This is a genomic window from Actinoplanes octamycinicus (assembly GCF_014205225.1).
GTDB classification, from domain to species: domain Bacteria; phylum Actinomycetota; class Actinomycetes; order Mycobacteriales; family Micromonosporaceae; genus Actinoplanes; species Actinoplanes octamycinicus.
Map to the genome: position 1 here is coordinate 1,241,757 of NZ_JACHNB010000001.1, position 17,476 is coordinate 1,259,232.

At 69.1% G+C, this 17,476-nt stretch carries 21 protein-coding genes; all 21 read right to left on the reverse strand.

Annotated features, from left to right (window positions below; translation table 11 throughout):
* Position 1: 1 nt before the first annotated feature.
* The gene (locus BJY16_RS05510) at positions 2-217 is read right to left on the reverse strand and encodes a hypothetical protein (RefSeq protein ID WP_185038033.1); all 216 of its coding nucleotides are present in this window, start codon (positions 215-217) and stop codon (positions 2-4) included.
* Positions 214-1,725 carry a hypothetical protein gene (locus tag BJY16_RS05515; RefSeq protein WP_239177201.1) on the reverse strand — a complete coding sequence of 504 codons (1,512 nt, stop codon included), beginning with the start codon at positions 1,723-1,725 and terminating at the stop codon, positions 214-216. Before BJY16_RS05515 ends, BJY16_RS05510 begins: the two co-directional genes overlap by 4 nt.
* Positions 1,715-3,757 carry a flagellar biosynthesis protein FlhA gene (locus BJY16_RS05520; protein ID WP_185038035.1) on the reverse strand — a complete coding sequence of 681 codons (2,043 nt, stop codon included), beginning with the start codon at positions 3,755-3,757 and terminating at the stop codon, positions 1,715-1,717. The genes BJY16_RS05515 and BJY16_RS05520 overlap by 11 nt, the downstream gene beginning before the upstream one ends.
* Before the next feature lie 148 nt (positions 3,758-3,905).
* A complete protein-coding gene (locus BJY16_RS05525) occupies positions 3,906-4,997 on the reverse strand; it encodes an EscU/YscU/HrcU family type III secretion system export apparatus switch protein (RefSeq protein ID WP_185038036.1) in 1,092 nt (363 codons plus the stop codon).
* Entirely contained in the window at positions 4,998-5,762 is a 765-nt protein-coding gene (locus BJY16_RS05530) for a flagellar biosynthetic protein FliR (RefSeq protein ID WP_185038037.1), read from the reverse strand.
* 1 nt (position 5,763) lies between these two features.
* The gene (gene fliP, locus BJY16_RS05535; protein WP_239177203.1) at positions 5,764-6,645 is read right to left on the reverse strand and encodes a flagellar type III secretion system pore protein FliP; all 882 of its coding nucleotides are present in this window, start codon (positions 6,643-6,645) and stop codon (positions 5,764-5,766) included.
* Positions 6,646-6,649: 4 nt separating this feature from the next.
* On the reverse strand, positions 6,650-7,093 hold the full coding sequence (locus tag BJY16_RS05540) for a FliO/MopB family protein (protein ID WP_185038038.1): 444 nt from the start codon (positions 7,091-7,093) through the stop codon (positions 6,650-6,652).
* 11 nt (positions 7,094-7,104) lie between these two features.
* On the reverse strand, positions 7,105-7,875 hold the full coding sequence (fliN, locus tag BJY16_RS05545; RefSeq protein WP_185038039.1) for a flagellar motor switch protein FliN: 771 nt from the start codon (positions 7,873-7,875) through the stop codon (positions 7,105-7,107).
* Positions 7,872-8,822: a flagellar motor switch protein FliM gene (locus BJY16_RS48295; protein ID WP_185038040.1), complete on the reverse strand. Its 951-nt coding sequence runs from the start codon at positions 8,820-8,822 to the stop codon at positions 7,872-7,874. Before BJY16_RS48295 ends, fliN begins: the two co-directional genes overlap by 4 nt.
* 111 nt (positions 8,823-8,933) lie before the next feature.
* The gene (locus tag BJY16_RS05555) at positions 8,934-9,389 is read right to left on the reverse strand and encodes a flagellar basal body-associated FliL family protein (RefSeq protein WP_185038041.1); all 456 of its coding nucleotides are present in this window, start codon (positions 9,387-9,389) and stop codon (positions 8,934-8,936) included.
* A 15-nt stretch (positions 9,390-9,404) separates the two neighbouring features.
* Complete coding sequence (locus BJY16_RS05560; protein WP_185038042.1) at positions 9,405-10,490, reverse strand: flagellar motor protein MotB; 1,086 nt, start codon at positions 10,488-10,490, stop codon at positions 9,405-9,407.
* A gap of 5 nt (positions 10,491-10,495) precedes the next feature.
* Positions 10,496-11,287, reverse strand: coding sequence for a flagellar motor protein (locus BJY16_RS05565; RefSeq protein WP_185038043.1), 792 nt, complete (start codon positions 11,285-11,287; stop codon positions 10,496-10,498).
* A gap of 1 nt (position 11,288) precedes the next feature.
* The gene (locus tag BJY16_RS05570) at positions 11,289-11,570 is read right to left on the reverse strand and encodes a flagellar FlbD family protein (protein ID WP_185038044.1); all 282 of its coding nucleotides are present in this window, start codon (positions 11,568-11,570) and stop codon (positions 11,289-11,291) included.
* 211 nt (positions 11,571-11,781) lie between these two features.
* Positions 11,782-13,107: a flagellar hook protein FlgE gene (locus BJY16_RS05575; protein WP_185038045.1), complete on the reverse strand. Its 1,326-nt coding sequence runs from the start codon at positions 13,105-13,107 to the stop codon at positions 11,782-11,784.
* A 39-nt stretch (positions 13,108-13,146) separates the two neighbouring features.
* Complete coding sequence (locus BJY16_RS05580; RefSeq protein WP_185038046.1) at positions 13,147-13,587, reverse strand: flagellar hook assembly protein FlgD; 441 nt, start codon at positions 13,585-13,587, stop codon at positions 13,147-13,149.
* A 139-nt stretch (positions 13,588-13,726) separates the two neighbouring features.
* Entirely contained in the window at positions 13,727-14,215 is a 489-nt protein-coding gene (locus BJY16_RS05585; RefSeq protein ID WP_185038047.1) for a hypothetical protein, read from the reverse strand.
* Positions 14,216-14,222: 7 nt separating this feature from the next.
* Entirely contained in the window at positions 14,223-14,585 is a 363-nt protein-coding gene (locus BJY16_RS05590) for a response regulator (RefSeq protein ID WP_185038048.1), read from the reverse strand.
* Entirely contained in the window at positions 14,582-15,067 is a 486-nt protein-coding gene (locus BJY16_RS05595) for a chemotaxis protein CheX (RefSeq protein WP_185038049.1), read from the reverse strand. The genes BJY16_RS05590 and BJY16_RS05595 overlap by 4 nt, the downstream gene beginning before the upstream one ends.
* Entirely contained in the window at positions 15,064-15,450 is a 387-nt protein-coding gene (locus BJY16_RS05600) for a response regulator (protein WP_172898943.1), read from the reverse strand. The genes BJY16_RS05595 and BJY16_RS05600 overlap by 4 nt, the downstream gene beginning before the upstream one ends.
* Before the next feature lie 5 nt (positions 15,451-15,455).
* The gene (locus tag BJY16_RS05605) at positions 15,456-16,301 is read right to left on the reverse strand and encodes a CheR family methyltransferase (RefSeq protein WP_185038050.1); all 846 of its coding nucleotides are present in this window, start codon (positions 16,299-16,301) and stop codon (positions 15,456-15,458) included.
* Positions 16,298-17,470, reverse strand: a complete 1,173-nt coding sequence (locus tag BJY16_RS05610; protein ID WP_185038051.1) for a protein-glutamate methylesterase/protein-glutamine glutaminase — start codon at positions 17,468-17,470, stop codon at positions 16,298-16,300. Before BJY16_RS05610 ends, BJY16_RS05605 begins: the two co-directional genes overlap by 4 nt.
* Between the last annotated feature and the right edge of the window lie 6 nt (positions 17,471-17,476).

Sequence of the window (17,476 nt, forward strand, 5' to 3'; positions counted from 1 at the left end):
CTCAGTCCACCCGCTCACCCGGCGCGGCCGGGGTCTCCTCGGTGACGCCGTAGCCGGAGGTGACGAACCGGAACCCGGCCAGCAGCACCGCCGCGATCGGCACCGCGATCAGGAACCGGATCAGCACCTGGGTCAGCTCGAGCTGGTCGAACAGCAGCCGGTACCACGCCGGCAGGCTGATCAGCAGCGCGAACACCAGGACCGACGGTCGGATCATCGGCGGCCCGTGCGGCCGGCCCGGCGGGGCGACGCGGCGACCGGCATCACCTCGGCGGCGATCCGGGCGCAGAGCATCGCGGCCCAGGCGTGCGGGGTGGCCGGTTTACCGTCCAGCGAGAAGATCGGCACGTCCAGCCCGAGCACCGACGCGGGATCCGCGGTGAGCTCCACGCTGTGCACCACCAGCGCCTCCACCTCGCCGAGATTGCGCAGGTGGCGCGCGGTGTCGGCGGTCTTGCGGGTGGCGTCGACGACGGCCCAGAGCGCGGTGGCGCCGAGCGCGTCGCACATGTCGTTCACCCAGAACTCGTCGGTGCCGCCGACCGGCGCGTCGATCACCACGATCCACGGGTGGTCCGAGGTCTGCAGCTTGTCGGCGCGGGACTCGGCGGCGTCCCGGCTGGAGATCAGCCGCGACGAGTGCAGGCCGGTGCCGGCCGTCGAGGGCGCCGCCAGCAGCAGGTGGGTCTGGTCCACGTGGATCTGTTCCAGCAGCTGCTTGGCGATCGGCACGGCGGTGTGCACCTCGCCGGCCAGCACCAGGATCTCGCCCGGGCCGTCCGGGATGCCGGGCGCGGCCGGCCGGGAGGCGAGCACGCTGAGCACCCCGGCGTAGGTGTCGCCGCCGGTGATCTGCCGGGCCATCTCCTCCGGCATGCCGACCGTCATCAGGTTGGTCTGCACCGGGTCGAGGTCGTCGGCGGCCCGGGACCGGACCGGCTTGGCCTTCGGCGCGGGCGGCGGCGGGGCGGCGGCCGGGACCGGCTCGTCGTCCTCGGAGAGGCCGTAGACCTCGGCCGCGGAGCGGATCGGGGCCGGCGGCGGCTGCTGCTGGAACGCGGCCCGGGGTGGCGCCGCGCTCGGCTCGGCCGGGCGGATCGGCGCCGGCGAGACGGCCGCCGGGGAGACCGGGGCGGTCCGTTCCGGGCGGCTGGGCCGGCCGGGCAGCGCGGCCGGCAGGCTGGGCCGGGCGCCGCCGTTGACCGGTGACTCGGTCGCGGTGGCCGGGGTGAACGGGCGTACCCCGCCGGCGTCCGGGTCGGCCGGCTGCCGGACCCGGTGGCCGGACCGGTGCGTCTCGCCCAGGTGACTGGCCACGTCCAGGCCGGCCATCAGCTCGGCGAACGCGGCGCCGGTGTCGCCCAGTGCGGCGTCCCGGCCCTCCTGCCGGGCCGGTGCGCCCAGCTTCGGGATGCCGGGCCGGCCGGGCGGCGGGGCCGGCGGCACGTCGCCGGTGAACCGGTCCCGCGACTCGGCCTGTTCGAGCAGCCGTTCCAGCGGGTTTGCGCCGTTCCCGGCGACGGTCTGTTGCGCCATGTCCTCACTGTCCTCATGTGCGTCCGATACGTCCGGTACCTCGACGGAGACCTCGTAGTGCTGCTTCGCGAAGAAGCCTCCGATGCCACCGCTGCGTACCTTGTCGGCGGAGATGATCCGGACGCGCGAGCCGTACTCGTCGCGTACCTGAGCCAGTAACGGCTCGATGGCAGGTCCCTCAAGCAGCACCCGCGTAGGCACCGTTCACCACCCCTATCGTTTCGATCTGTGCGGTGGAACCAGAGATTTCGCTGTACGACAGCACCTGCACCCGGCGCGAGCCGGCCCGCAGCAGTCGCATCAGCGGCAACCGCAACTGTGGCGAGCAGGCCAGGACCGGGTTCAGGCCCTGCTGCTCGGCGGCCTCGGCGAGCCGGCTGGCCTCGCTGACGATCGCCTCGGCACGCATGCCGTCGATCGCCATGAAGGCGCCGGTCTCGCTCGGTCGCAGCGATTCGAGCAGACTCTGCTCGAGCATCGGGTCGAGTGTGATCACGGTGAGCCGGCCGCCGACCGCGTACTGGGCGGCGATCGCCGGGCCCAGCCCGCTCCGGGCGGCCTCGACCAGGCCGTCGTGATCCATCGACAGTTTGGCGCGCAGCGACAGCGCCTCGAAGATCCGGACCAGGTCGCGGATCGGCACGCCCTCGTCCAGCAGCGACTGCAGCACCTTCTGGATCTGGCCCAGGCTGAGCAGCCCCGGGGTCAGTTCCTCGACCACCACCGGGTGGGTCCGCTTGACCATCTCGGTCAGCGCCCGGACGTCCTCCCGGCCGAGCAGCCGGCTGGCGTTGCTGCGGACCACCTCGGCCAGGTGCGTGATGATCACCGAGGCCCGGTCCACGACCGTGGCCCCGGAGAGCTCGGCCTGGTAGTGCAGCTCGGCCGGGACCCACTTGCCGGCCAGCCCGAAGACCGGCTCGACACCGGCCCGGCCGGGCAGCGCCTGCAGCCCCTCGCCGATCGCCAGGACCGTCCCGGGCGGCGCCTGACCGGAGCCGGCGTCGGTGCCGGAGATCCGGATCGCGTACGACGACAGCGGCAGGTCCAGGTCGTCCCGGGTGCGCACCGGCGGCATGATCACCCCGAGCTCCAGGGCCATCTTGCGGCGCAGCGCGCGCACCCGGTCGAGCAGGTCGCCGCTGCTGGCGTCGACCAGGTCGACCAGGTCCGGGGCGAGGGCCAGCTCGAGCGGGTCGATCCGCATTTCACCGAGCAGCGACTCGGGCGAGTCGGCGGCCGGCATCTCGACCGCCTCGGCGACCGGCGCGACCTCCTCCGGGATCGGCTCCTTGATCCGCTGCGCGATCACCAGCACCCCGATCCCGACCACCAGGAACGGGATCTTCGGCAGGCCCGGGATGACGCACAGGGCGAGGGCCGCGCCGCCGCCGATCCGCAGCGCCAGCCGGTTCTGGCTGAGCTGGGCGGTGACGCTCTGGCCCATGTCGCCGGAGGTGGCCGAGCGGGTCACGATCAGACCGGTGGCCACCGAGAGCAGCAGTGCCGGCACCTGGGAGACCAGGCCGTCGCCGATGCTCAGCATGCTGAACTGGTTCATCGCGTCGACCGGGGCCAGGCCGTGCTGGACCACGCCGACCGCGAAGCCGCCGATCAGGTTGATCAGGGTGATGATGATGGCCGCGATGGCGTCGCCCTTGACGAATTTGGAGCCACCGTCCATCGCGCCGTAGAACTCGGCCTCGGCGGCCACCTCGGCCCGGCGCTTCTTCGCCCCGGCCTCGTCGATCAGGCCGGCGTTCAGGTCGGCGTCGATCGCCATCTGCTTGCCGGGCATCGCGTCGAGGGTGAACCGGGCGCCCACCTCGGCGACCCGCTCGGCGCCCTTGGTCACCACGATCATCTGGACGATCACCAGGATCGAGAAGATCACCAGCCCGATCACCAGGTTGCCACCGACCACGAAGCTGCCGAACGCGTGGATCACCTTGCCGGCGTCGCCGTCGCGCAGCACCAGCCGGGTGGCGCTGATGTTGAGCGCCAGCCGGAAGAGCGTCATCACCAGCAGCAACGCCGGGAACACCGCGAAGTCCAGCGGCTTCTGCACGAACATGCTGGTCAGCAGGACCAGGAGGGCCACCGTGATGTTGAGCGCGATCAGCAGGTCCAACAGGAAGGTCGGCAACGGGACGACCATCATGATGATGATGCCGATGACCCCGATGGGTACGGCGAGCTTGCTGAGGCTCAGGTTCTTCACGACACCTTCCCGGCATGGACAGTCCGACGCCATCCGGGCCCCGGTGACCCGCCCTTACCGGCGTGTCACTGGGACCCCTGTGGCACCGCCACGCCCCGATCTTCCCCGGTTACTGCGCGCTACGTGAGTAAATCTCCCGAAATTTCGGTTACGTCATTGCCGGCGTGGGGTTGGGGTTGCGGTGCAGGCCGGCCGCCGAGCCCTTCGCCTTGAGACTCATCACGAACGCCAGCACCCGGGCCACCGCCCCGAAGAACTCGGCCGGGATCTCCTGGCCCACCTCGCAGCCGGCGTTCAGCGCCCGGGCCAGCGCGACGTCCTGCACCATCGGCACCCGGTTCTCGGTGGCCAGCTCCCGGATCTTCGCGGCCAGCGGGCCCTTTCCTTTGGCCACCACCCGCGGGGCGCCCTTCTCCGGCTCGTAGCGCAACGCCACCGCGACGTGCACCGGGTTGACCACCACGACGTCCGCGGTGGGCACGTCGGCCATCTGCCGGTTGCGCGCCATGGCGAACTGCCGGGCCCGGATCTGCGCCTTGATCAGCGGGTCGCCCTCGGCGTTCTTGTTCTCCTGCTTGACCTCTTCCTTGGTCATCCGCAGTTGCTTGTTGGTCCGCCGCCGGACCACGAAGTAGTCGGCCGCGGCCATCGCGATGCCGGCCACCGCCGCCGCCCGGATCAGTGACAGCGCCGCGTCGGTGACGATGCCGAGCAGCGCGGTCAGCGGCAACCGGCCCGCGGTCATCAGCTGCGGCACGATGTCCTTCATCGTCATCCACAGCACCCCGGCCAGCACCCCGGTCTTGACCAGCGCCTTGGTGGCCTCCCAGAGCGCGTGCGGGCCGAGCATCCGCTTCAGCCCGGGCCACGGGTTGAGCCGGTTGAACTTCGGGATGAACAGCTTGCTCGCCACCCGGATGCCGCCCTGCGCGCCGGCCGCGGCGACGCCCACCGCCATCATGGTCAGCGCCAGCGGCAGCACCGTCCAGCCCGCGCTGAGCAGGCCGTCCTTGAACATCGCCAGGCCCTTGCCGGGGTCCGGGTCGGCGATCGTCTCGGGCACCTTGGCGATCATTTCCTCGGCGTGCTGCATCGCCTTGCCCAGGGTGCGGGGCAGCATCACGCTGGCGGCGAGCATGCCGAACCAGGCGCCCAGGTCCGGCGTACGCCCGATCTGGCCCTCTTGCTTGGCCTTCTTGAGCTTTTGGGCTGTCGGTTGTTCGGTCTTCTCCCCCGACATCTAGCCCCCGCTCAGCCGGACCACCGCCGTCACCGACCGCTCGACCAGCGTGTGCAGCGCACCGGGCAGCATCGAGATGGCCAGCCCGGCCAGCGTCACCACCAGGAAGATCTTGATGGGGAAGCCGAGCTGGAACGCGTTCAACGCGGGCGCCACCCGGTTGAGCAGGCCGAGCGCCACGTCGGCGAGGAACAGCACGCAGATCAGCGGACCGGCGATCTGCAGCGCCGCCAGGAACATCTCGCCGACCCCGCTGACCAGCAGCCGGCTGAACGTCTCGAAGGAGAACGTGGTGTTCAGCGGCAGCGTCCGGAAGCTCTGCAGGAAGCCGCGCAGGATCAGCTGGTGCCCGTCGCTGGCGAACAGCAGGGTGACCGCGACCAGGTTGTAGAACCGGCCGAAGATCGAGCTCTGGCTCATCCCGAGCGGGTCGTACGCGGTGGCCAGGGTGAACCCGCCGAACAGGTCGAGCAGGTCACCGGCGGCCTGCAGGGCGGCGAACAGCAGCGCGGTGAGGAACCCGAGCCCGACCCCGACGAAGATCTGCAGGGCCACCGCGGCGATCAGCGCCGGCGTCTCCAGCGACGGCAGCGTGGTGCGCAGGTACGGCGCCATCGGCAGCGCCATCCCGACCGAGAGCAGCGCCTTCACCGGCCCGGGGATGAGCCGCGAGTTGAACGGCGGGCAGATCACCATCCACGCGCCGGTCCGGCAGGCCCCCAGCATGATCGCCAGCAGCTCGGCGATCGGCACGTTGTAGTTCATCTCAGGTCCGGTACGAACCGACCAGCGCCGTGATGATCAGCCCCCAGCCGTTGACCAGCACGAACAGCAGCAGCTTGAACGGCAGCGCGACGGTCACCGGGGGCAGCATCATCATGCCCAGCGACATCAGCGACGCGGAGACCACCAGGTCGATGATCAGGAAGGGGATGAAGATGACGAACCCGATGATGAACGCGGCGCGCAGCTCGGAGAGCACGAACGCGGGCACCAGCGTGGTCAGCGGCACCGCGTCCCGGTTCGCCGGCTTCTTCGCGTCGGACACCTTGAGCAGCAGCGCCAGCTCGTCCTCGCGGGTGGTCCGCCACATGAACTCGCGCAGCGGCTTGATGCCGTCGTTGAACGCCTGCGACTGGGTCTTGTCACCCTTCAGGTAGGGCTGCACGCCCACGTCGTTCATCTGCGAGACGGTCGGCCCCATGATGAAAAGGCTGAGGAACAGGGCCAGCCCGGCGATCACCTGGTTGGGCGGCAGGGTGGTCAGCCCGAGCGCGTTGCGGGTGATCCCGAGGACCATGAAGACCTTGGTGAAGCACGTGCAGAGCAGCAGCAGCGCGGGCGCCACCGAGAGCAGCGTCAGGCCCAGCACGATCACCAGGCTGGAGGCCGGACGGCTGCCGTCCGGGTTCGTACCGTTGATGTTGAAGTTGATGCTCGGCGGCGAGGTCGCCGGCGCCTGCGGCACCCGCTTCACCACCGGTTGCCGCTCCGCCGCCGGGTGCGCCGGCGCCTGCGGCGCTCTCTGCGGTACGACCATCGGCGCCGCCACCTCGGCTCCGGGCGGGCCGGGCGCCGCGTTCACCGGCGCCGGGAACGCGAGTGCCAGTCCGGCACCCACGATGAGCAGCAGGATCACGCGTCGCATCAGATCATCGCCTCGTCGTTCGCTCGCGCAGGAACTCCAGGGTCGAGCTCCAGGTCTTCGGCGACAGGATCGAGCCGTGCTGCGCCGGGCCGGTGGGCGCGGCCGGGTGCCGCCCCGGCAGGGTCGTCGTGGTCCCGTCCACCTCGATCAGCTCGGTCGGCTCCAGCACCAGGTGGTCGCGGTGCTCGGCGTGCGGCGTCTCGAACATCTCCAGCTCGGCCTCGCCCAGGTAGCTGATCTGCTGGTCGGTCACGCCGAGCACCATCGCGCGGTCGGCCACCCGGACCACCGCCACCGACGAGCCGCGGGACAACTGCTGGCGGTTGAGCACCGCCAGCTGGCCGTGACTGCTCTTGCCGAACGGGCGGCGCAGCGCCCGGGCCAGTCCCCACATCATGAACAGCACGATGAATAGGGAGAAGCCGACCTGGAGGAGGAGCCGGAACAAGGTCGTGACTCCTATTCGGCGCCCGGCGAGACGATCTCGGTGATCCGGATGCCGAAGTTCTCGTCCACCACGACCACCTCGCCGCGGGCGATCAACCGGCCGTTGACCAGCAGGTCGGCCGGACTGCCGGCGGCCCGGTCCAGCTCGACGATGGCGCCCGGGGTGAGCGAGAGCAGCTCGCGCACGCTCATCCGGGTGCGGCCCAGCTCGGCGGAGACCTCCATCTCCACGTCGTGCAGCATGTCCAGCCCGCCGCGCCGGCCCACCGCGGGCGCGGTCCGCTGGGCCACCCCGCCTCCACCGGCCGCCGCCGCGGCGGCGACCAGCGGATCCTCGCTGGGCCAGGGGCTGAGCGAGAGCGCCAGCACCGCCCGGACGTCCTCGTCGTCGCGCAGCGGGATGGCGACCGAGCCCTCCTTGGCGGCCAGCGCGCTCAGCGCCACCTGCGGCTCCATCAGCTGGCCGGGGTCCAGGACCACCGGCCCGAAGACCCGGGAGGCCGCCTCCAGCGCCGGCCGGACCGCCGCGGTCAGGTCCAGCTCGCCGAGCGGGCTCTCCTTGAGCGCGTCCGCCAGGTCCTGGCCGACCACCACGACGACCTCGCCGTTGGCCGCGCCGCTGAACCGCGCGGTGATCGCCTGGCCCTCGATCACCGTCCCGGCGTCGGGGACCACCGGATCGCCGGCGACCAGGGCCCGGCTGGTGGGCAGCACGGCCAGCGCGGCGTCCGCCGCGTTCCGGGCGAGGATCAGCTGCGGCGCGGTGATGGTGGGGGCGGTCATGAGCGGCCAGACTCCTTGGACTCGTTCTCGTTGGGGGACGGCACGACGAGACAGGCGAGCCGCGCGCCCTGATTACCGGGAACGGCATGCGCGAAGACGATGTCGTTCACGGTCACCTCAAGCGGCCGGCTGGTCAGATGCCCGAGCGGCACGACGTCACCCGGACGTAGATCCACGATGTCATCGGTACGCATCCGGATGGGCTGGAATCGCACTGCTACGTCGATCGGAGCGGCGGAAAGTCCGGCCGTCAGGTTGCGCAGCGCCCGGTCCTTGGCCTGCCGCTCGGCCGCGCTGAGCACGACCGCCTCGGTCCGGGAGAGCACCGGCAGGATGGTGTTGAACGGCAGGCAGATCGTGGAGATGCACTCCTCGGCGCCGATCTTGGTCTCGAACGAGGCCACCACGACCGCGTCGCCGGGCGCGTGCGCGCGCAGGAACTGCGCGTTGTACTCGATCTCCTTGAGCTTCGGCGAGATGTCCACCAGGCTCTCGAAGCCGTAGCGCATCTCGCCGAGCATCCGCTCGATCAGGCCGCGCAGCAGCGGCATCTCCACCTCGGTCAGCGGCCGCTCCGGCTGGGAGCCGCCGGGGCCGCCGAGCATGTGGTCGATCGCGGTCATCACCGCGGACTGGGCGATCTCGATCAGCACCGTGCCGGGCAACGGGTCGAGGGTGACCACCCCGATGATCGTCGGGTTGGCCAGCGACGCCACGTACTCGTCGTAGTTCAGCTGCTCGATGGAGATCAGGGAGACGTTGCTGACCGCGCGGAGCCGGGTGGTGAGCAGGGTGCCGCAGCTGCGCGCGTACGTCTCGAACGCGATCTGCAGGGTGCGGACGTGCTCCCGGGAGAGCTTGATCGGGCGGCGGAAGTCGTACGCCGTCGGCCCCCCACCTTGGCCACGGCGGGAGATCTTGCCCGGGGTGCGTGCGGCGGTGGTCACGTCGTCCTGATCGGCGGACTTCGCGAACCGCTGAGCGCTGGGGGCGCTTTATGCCCTTATTACACGGATGGGCGGGTCTCCCGGAGGAGACCCGCCCTGCCGTCGCCGGCCTTACTGCGTGACGAACGAGGTGTAGTAGATGTCCATGACCATCTTCTTGCCGTCCTCGGTGTAAGCCTTGACCAGCTTGGCCACCAGTTCTTCCTTGAGCTTCTCGCGGCCCTCTTCGGTGGAGAGCTCGGCCACCGTCTTGCCGGTGTACTCGTCGATCGCCAGCTCGTAGGCCTCGCTCAGGTCGACCGCCTCCTCACCGGAGTCCTCGGTCTGCTGCAGGGCGAAGCCGAGCTTCAGGTAGTGCCCGTCGGCCAGGTTCACCGTGATGCTGTTCTCGGCCGCCGTGACGATGCCCTTGACCGGCGCCTTCGCCTCGGCCTTGTCGCCCTTGAGCATGAAGAACGCTCCGGCGCCGCCACCGCCCAGCACGACCAGCGCCAGGGCGATGACAACCATCATCATCTTGTTCGACTTCTTCGGCGCCTCGGCGGCCGTGTCCTTCTCGTCTGCCATCAGAACTCCCCCCGGTCAGTTACGTGTGTCAGCGGTGATCAGCGTGCTGTGGTCAGTGGTGCCGGTCGTGCCGGTCGACCCGGTGGTGCCGGTGCCGGCGGAGGCGTTGTCCGCCTCGACCTTCTTGGCCGCGGCCTCGGCGGCCGCCTTGGCCTCGGCCGTGGTCTGGCCGGCGTGCAGTTTCGCGTCGCTGCCGGCCGCCGCGGGCAGCAGCGCCGCCTGGTCGGCGGTGAGCATGGTCAGCACGACCACGTCCACCCGGCGGTTCATGGTGATCGAGCGCGGGTCCTTCGGGTCGATCAGCGGCTTGGTGTCCGAGAAGCCGACCGCGCTCAGCCGCTTCTTCGGGATCCCGTGCCCGGTGAAGTACCGGACCGTGGTGGAGGCTCGCGCCGCGGAGAGCTCCCAGCCGCTCGGGTAGTACTTGGTCTTCGCCTTGAGCTGGTTGGTGTTGCCGTCCACCTCGATGTTGTTCGGCAGCTTGGCCAGCGTCGGGGCGATCGCGCCGAGGATCTTCTCGCCGGTCGGGCGCAGGTCCGCCCGGTCGCCGGCGAAGACGACCTCGTTGGTCACCACGGTGATCACCAGACCGCGCTGGTCGATCGTGAACTTCACGTTGTTGAGCAGCTTGGCCGCGGCCAGGGCGTCCGAGATCTTGTTCTCGATCGCCTTCATGTTCTCGGCTTCCTTGACTGCCTTGTCGGCATTCGCGGAGGCCTTCTTACGGTCCTCGGCCTGGATCGCCCGCTCGACCGCTTCCTTCTGCTTCTGGTTCAGGCCCTCGGTGCCGGAGCTGCCGTCACCGGGGTTGGCGCCCGGGTCGATCTGCACGATCTGGGCGTTGTTCGAAGCGCCGTCCAGCGGGGCGTAGTTGCCGGTGAAGGCGGCGCTCTTGGAGCCGAAGCTCGCCGAGAGGCCCTGCGCCAGCTGGGCGAACTTCTTCTGGTTGATGTCACTCATCGAGAACAGGACGACGAAGAGGACGAACAGCAGGGTGAGCATGTCGGCGTACGACACGAGCCAGCGCTCGTGGTTGACGTGCTCCTCGTGCTCTTCATGGCCCTTCTTCTTGCGCTTGGCGCCCCCGCCACCAGAGCTCATGTAGATCAGGCCGCCTTCTTCGAGGAGGCCGCAGCCTCAGCCTTCTTCATCTCGTCCGGCGGAAGCAGGCTCCGCAGCTTCTGGGCGACCAGACGCGGGTTGGAGCCGGCCTGGATCGCCAGCACACCGTCGATCACCAGCTCCATCTCCTCGGCCTCGACCGCGGAGAGCCGGGTCAACCGGGCCGCCATCGGGAGCCAGATGATGTTCGCGCTGAGCACGCCCCACAGGGTGGCGACGAACGCCGCGGAGATCGAGTGGCCCAGGGTCTCGGGCTTGTCGAGGTTCTCCAGCACGTGCACCAGGCCCATGACCGTGCCGATGATGCCGATCGTCGGGGCGTAGCCGCCCATGTTCTCGAAGAACTTCTTGGCCGCGTTGTCGGCCTTCTTCTTGGCGGCGACCTCGGCGTGCAGGATGTCGTGCAGCTCGTCCGGGTCGGTGCCGTCGATGGCCAGCTGCAGACCCCGCTTGAGGAACGGGTGCTCGACCGTCTTGACCGCGTCCTCGAGGGCCAGCAGACCCTCGCGGCGGGCCCGCTCGGCCAGCTTCACGACGTTGTCGAGCAGCTGGGTCGGCGGCGTCACCTTGGCGGTGAAGGCCTTCTTCAGCACCCCGACGAACCCGGTCGCGTCCTTGAGCACACCGCCGGCCATGGCGGCGGCGAACGCGCCACCGAACACCAGCAGCATCGAGGGGATCAGGAGGATGGAGGCGGGCGAGCCGCCTTCCAGGATCTGGACGGTGAAGACGATCACCAGTCCGGCGACCACTCCGACGATGGTTGAGATGTCCATGTCAGCGTTCCTTCCGGTGCAGCGGGAGCACCTTGGCGTCGAGCTCGTCGTCAGACGAGGCAGGGGCGGCAGCCACGGGCTCGGGCTCCATGCGACTTGCCTGGGCGATCAGCGAGGCGCGGTAATGACGCACCGAGTCGATGAATTCGGGCACGGACTCGGCGATGACGTACTTGGTGCCGTCCACCAGGGTGACGACCGTGTCGGGCGTGCAGTCCACACGCTCGACCAGGTCCGGGTTCAGCGCGAACACGGCACCGTTGATGCGAGTTACGAGGATCAAGACTGTTCCGTCCTTGGGTCGTCCTTGGCTGGTGAAGGCCGTCCGTGGCCCTTCGCCTGTTACTTCGGCCCGACCTCGGTTGCCGATGAGATCGAGCCGGTCGCTATCCGGGTGCGAGCGCCGCGACCTGCGCGGCACGTTCCCCCCACACGGAAAGCGGCCGGGACAGGCGTCTCCGCCCGTCCCGGCCGCCGCCGAGAGACTGGTGCTACTACCGCTTCATGCTGACGAGCTCCTGGAGCAGCTCGTCGGAGGTGGTGATGATGCGCGAGTTCGCCTGGAAGCCACGCTGGGCGATGACCAGGTTGGTGAACTCCTGGGCGAGGTCGACGTTCGACATCTCCAGGGCGCCACTGATCACCTGGCCCATGCCGGCGCTGCCGGGCTGCCCGACCTGGGCGTACCCGGAGTTGACCGTGCTGCGGTACAGCGAGTTGCCGACCTTCTCCAGGCCCTGGACGTTCTTGAAGGTGGCCATCGCGACCTGGCCGAGGACCTCCTTCAAGCCGTTGCTGTAGACACCGATGATCTGGCCGGTGTCGGAGACGGTGTAGGACAGCGAGGTGAGCGCGCCGGCGGTCTGCCCGTCGGTCTCGAACACCCGCGCGTCGGAGAGCCCCGAGTACGACGTGACATCGGTGATGTCGACGTTGTAGAGCGGTTTGGTGTTGTCGGCGGGGTCGGTGCCGATGTCGAACGAGAGCTTGAGCGTGGTGCCGTCCGCCTCGTACGCCTTGCCGTTCTTGTAGGTCAGCGTGGTGGCCGTGCCGATCGGCGTGGACGCCGGGTCCATCGGGTCGACGCCCTCCTCGTAGGTGTCCACCCGCCATTCCGAGGTGTTCGCGGCGTTGTCGTTCGCGGTCCGGGTGAACTTGGCGGTGACCGTGTGGGTGCCGCCCTGCGCGTCGTAGACCTTGACCGGGATCGTGGTGACGTAGCCCGGGTTACCCACCGGGGTGCCCTCGATGCCGTAGTTCTTCGGGTTGTTCACGTCCGGGATGTTGTCCGAGCTCAGGTTGCCCTTGAGGGTGATCTTCTTGGTCCGCTCCGGCTCGATCGTGGCGCCCAGCGGCATCCGGATGTCGTCCGGCTTGCCCGCCGCGTTGACCACGCCGTTCTCCGCGGTCCAGCCCTGCACCGGCTCGCCGGTGGAGGTGGTCAGCAGGCCGTTGGCGTCGAAGGAGAACGAGCCGGCCCGGGTGTAGAGCATCTCGTTGCCGCTGCGGCTGATGAAGAAGCCGTCGCCCTGGATCATCATGTCCCCGGACTTGCCGGTGGTCTGCGCCGAGCCCTGGCTGAAGTTCTGGGTGATGCCGGCGACCCGGACACCGAGGCCGACCTGCGCCGGGTTGGTGCCGGCCTGGCCGTTCTGCGGCGCGCCGGCCGCGCCGATCATCTGGCTGAGGGTGTCCTGGAACTGCACCGTCGCCGCCTTGTAACCCGTCGTGTTGACGTTGGCGATGTTGTTGCCGGTGACGTCCATCATCTGCTGGTGCGCGTGCAGGCCGCTGATGCCGGAGTAAAGAGAACGCAGCATGGAGGTATTCCTTCGCGATAAGGAGGAGGAATGACGGAATTAGGCGGTCTGCTGAATCTCCGTGACCTTGGACAGCTCTACATCCGTGTTCCCGACCTTGAGCGTCGGTTCGCTGTCTCCGTTGAGCTTCGCCGCGGACACCACCCCGGTCTGCATCTGACCGAGCGGGTCCATGTACGTGACGGTTTTGCCGACCAGCGCGCTGGCGTTCACCATCCGCTGGCCCTTCATCATGCTGATCATGTCTTCCAGCTTCTCGACCTGCGTGAACTGCGCGGTCTGTGCCAGGAACTGGGTCGAGTCCGCCGGATTCGACGGGTCCTGGTACTTCAGCTGGGCGACCAGCAGCTTGAGGAAGGTGTCCTTGTCGCCGAGGTCCTTGCCCTTGGCCGCCTGCTTCGCGGCTTCGGCCTTCTGAGCGGCGGCTGCCTGCGCGGCTTCCGACGAGGCGCCGGAACCACCGATTCCAGAGGTCGTCATTGACTGCTCCTGTCCCTTGGCAAGCTCAACCTAAGCTTCGGCCCGGGCCCGGATTTGCTTAGCCACAAATTTGCGGGCCCGCCGATCCCGGCGGGCCCGCAATGAACAATCTTCGATTTTTAGCGCTCAAATCCAGCCCTCAGGGCGCCAGCGAGAGGCTGAGCTTGCCCTTGCCGTAGCGGTTCACCTCGACCATCAGGTCCAGCCGGCGGCCCAGGGCGAGCAGCACCGCGCGGGCGTCGCCCGGGAGCTCCATGCCCGGGTAGATCACCTGGTAGAGCTTGATGTGCGGGGCGCCCTCCTTGTTCAGCAGGCTGGTGAAGATGTTGCACAGCTCGAAGACGTTCTCCGCCAGGTTCGGGAAGAGCTGCTTCTCGTCGATGCTGTCCTCGGCGGCGCCGGCCGGCAGCAGACCGAGCGCGGCGCCGGCGTTCGCCGCCAGGCTCAGCTGCATGCCCATGGCCGCGTAGATCTTCTGACCGGCGTCGGTGAAGATCGCGACCGTGGCGGTCTTGATCTCCTCCGCGCTGAGCGGGTCGCCGGGGCTGACAGTCACCTCACGGCCGAGAAGGTCCTCGAAAAGGTTGCGTACGGCTAAAGAGCCGGGAAGAACCGAGACGTCTGACATGTCGCAATCATCCCAAAATAGGAGCGAAAACTTCGTCGAATCGCTCAGCGGTGAAGGGCTTGACGATGAAAAACGCCGAGCCGGAGGCTTCGGCAGCCGTCTTCATCTCGGGCGTGCACTCCGAGGTGACGAAACCGAACTTGACGTTGTTGCCGGCCGCCCGGAGTTGCCGCAACACCTCGATACCGGTCATTCCGGGCATATTCCAGTCGGAGATGACCAGATCCGGCTTCTCCGCCGTGGCCTTGTCGAACGCCTCCTGCCCGTCAGCGGCCTCGACCAGGTCGTGGTCGCCGAACCCGGCCTGCCGCAGGGTACGGACGACGATCTGCCGCATCACCCGGCTGTCATCGGCGATGAGGATCTTCATGCACCCTCCTCCTTCGTGTCGGTGCTGCTCTGCCACATCGAAATGGACACCGGCTCGCCTTCCCAGAGTCCATAGACGCCGCTGATGCGCTCGGTGTTCGGATAACGCGCCGAGCTCTCCGGCGCGAGCACCACTTGCGGGAGCGACAGCTGCGCTCCCGGCGGGAGCATCGCCTTGACGTTGCCGCCGACGATGTTCGCCAGTTCGCCGAGCGTGTCGGAGATGTCCTCCTCGCTGACCTCCTCCAGCTCCATGGCCAGGAAGGCGGCCGCGGCGCGCTGGGCGGCGGCCCGGGAGGACGCGTACACGACGTGCCCGGTCCAGGATCCGGTGATGGAGACCGACGAATGGACCTCGGAGGGCTGGTTCTCGTCGTACGTCTGCATCAGCGGGCTGACGCCCTCCGGATCCAGGTACGACTCCCAAACCTGCTCCACCATCTCAGCGAGGTCGTTCTCGTCCACCTCGACTTCGACACTCATGAGTTCGCTCCGGTCGGGACGAGGCCCAGCAGGGCCAGCTTTTCGATCATGGCACCTTCGGTGAAGGGTTTGATCACATATTCATGGGCGCCCGCGGCGAGCGCCCGGACGATCTGGCTCTGTTCGCTCTCGGTGGTGACCATCACCAGGGTCATCTCCCGCAGCCGCGGATCGGCCCGGACCTTCATCACGAACTCGAGCCCGTTCATGTTGGGCATGTTCCAGTCGATGAGCGCCAGCTCCGGCACCTCGGTCATGTCGGCCAGCAGGTCGAGCGCTTCCTTGCCGTCGCCGGCCTCGACCGCCTCGAAGCTGAGCTTCGTGACGATGCGTTTGAGGATCATGCGCATCGCGCGCGAGTCATCGATCACCATGGCGCGCATCGGCGTCATCCCCTCCTTCCGGCGCCCGCGGGCACCGCGTTACGGATTCGGTAGGCGGATGTGCGGCCCGCGGCCACCCGCTCGTAGTTGTCGTCGATCCCGATCGTCGTCTCGGCCGCTCCGAGGAAGAGCCAGCCGTCAGGGCGCAGGATCTTGGCGGCGTTCTGCAGCACCTGCCGCTTGGTGGCGACGTCGAAATAGATCAGGACATTGCGCAGGAAGATCACGTCGAACGGCTGCATCGGCGGGAACGGCGCGGTCAGGCTCATGTGCTTGAACGAGACGCTCTTGCGCAGCGCCGGGATCACCCGCCAGTGCGCGCCGGCCCGCTCGAAGTACTGGACCAGCTGGGTGGCCGGCAGCCCGCGGTTCACCTCGACCTGGCTGTACTCGGCCTTCTGCGCCCGCTCGACCATCGCGGTGGAGATGTCGGTGCCCTGGATCTCGTAGGACCAGCCGGCCGGCAGCGCCTCCTGCAGCGTGATCGCCAGGCTGTACGCCTCCTGGCCGCTGGAGCTGGCCGCCGACCAGAAGCGCAGCTTGCGGGCACTGGCCCGGGACTTGATCAGCTCCGGCAGCACCACGTCGGTGAGCGCCGAGAACGGCTCCCGGTCCCGGAAGAACGAGGTCTCGTTGGTGGTCAGCGCGTCGATGATCTTCCGCTGGTGCTGCGGGTTCGGGCGCTTCTGCAGATCCGCGATGAAGTCGTTGACGTTGGGCGCCCCGACCGCCCGGGCGACCGGGATCAGCCGGGCCTCGACCAGGTACTCCTTGCCGGGCGCCAGCACGATGGACGCCTCGCGGCGGACCAGGTTGGCGACGAACGTGAACTCGGCCTGGGACAGGGTCATCGGGCCACCGCCGCGGACCGGCCCACCCGAACCCGGCTCAGCAGCGCGCCGGCGATCCGATCCAGCGGCAGCACCTCGTCCGCCAGTCCGGCGCCGACCACGGCGCCGGGCATGCCCCAGACCACCGAGCTCGCCTCGTCCTGCGCCAGGATCTCGCAGCCCGCGTCGCGTAGCACTTTCGCACCACCTCGTCCGTCTTGTCCCATTCCAGTGAGCACCGCTGCGAAGGCGGTGCCGCCGTACAGCGCCGCCACCGACCGGAACATCACGTCCACGGCGGGCCGGCAGGAGTTCTCTTGCGGTGCGTTGCTCAGCTGGGTCAGCGTCGAGGTGCCACGGCGGGTGAAGACCAGGTGCCGGTCGCCCGGCGCGATGTAGACGGTGCCGGCCGTGACTTCCATCCCGTCGCCGGCCTCGACCACCTTCAGCGGGGTGCTGCGGTCCAGCCGCTCGGCGAACATCTTGGTGAAGACCGGGGGCATGTGCTGGGTGATCACCACCGGAACCGGCAGGTCGGCGGGCAGGCCGAGCAGGACCTTGGTGAGCGCGTCCGGGCCGCCGGTGGACGAGCCGATCGCCAGGATGTCGACCCGGCCCTGCGGGCCCCGCCGAGCCGCGGGACCGGCCGGAGCCGGGCCGGCGGTGGCGCCCGGGCGGACCGCGCCGGGCGGCGGCAAGCCGGGCCGGCCGGGCACCGGACCGGCGCCGGGACGCGGACCGGCCGCCGGGGCCGGGCCCCTGAGCGGCGCGGCGGGCGGCGGGCGGCGGCGCCCGCCGAGCGCTTGGATCTTCGGTACGAGCTGCTCCCGCACCGCCGCGATGGACTCCTTCACCGAGCCCACGTTGCTCGGCTTGGTGACGTAGTCGGTGGCGCCCGCGGAGAGCGCCTCGAGGGTTGCCGTGGCACCCGCCGCGGACAGCGTGCTGAACATGATCACCGGCAGCTGGGTGTGCCGTTTGCGCAGCTCACGCACGGCTTCGATGCCGTCCATCTGCGGCATCTCGATGTCCATGGTGACCACGTCGGGCTTGAGCTGGTCGATCTTGGCCTGCGCCAGCAGGCCGTTCGCCGCGGTGCCGACCACCTGGATGCCCGGCGCCTCCCCGAGAGCGTCGACGATCAGCCGACGGACCACCACGGAATCGTCGACGACGAGGACCGAGATCATTCGACC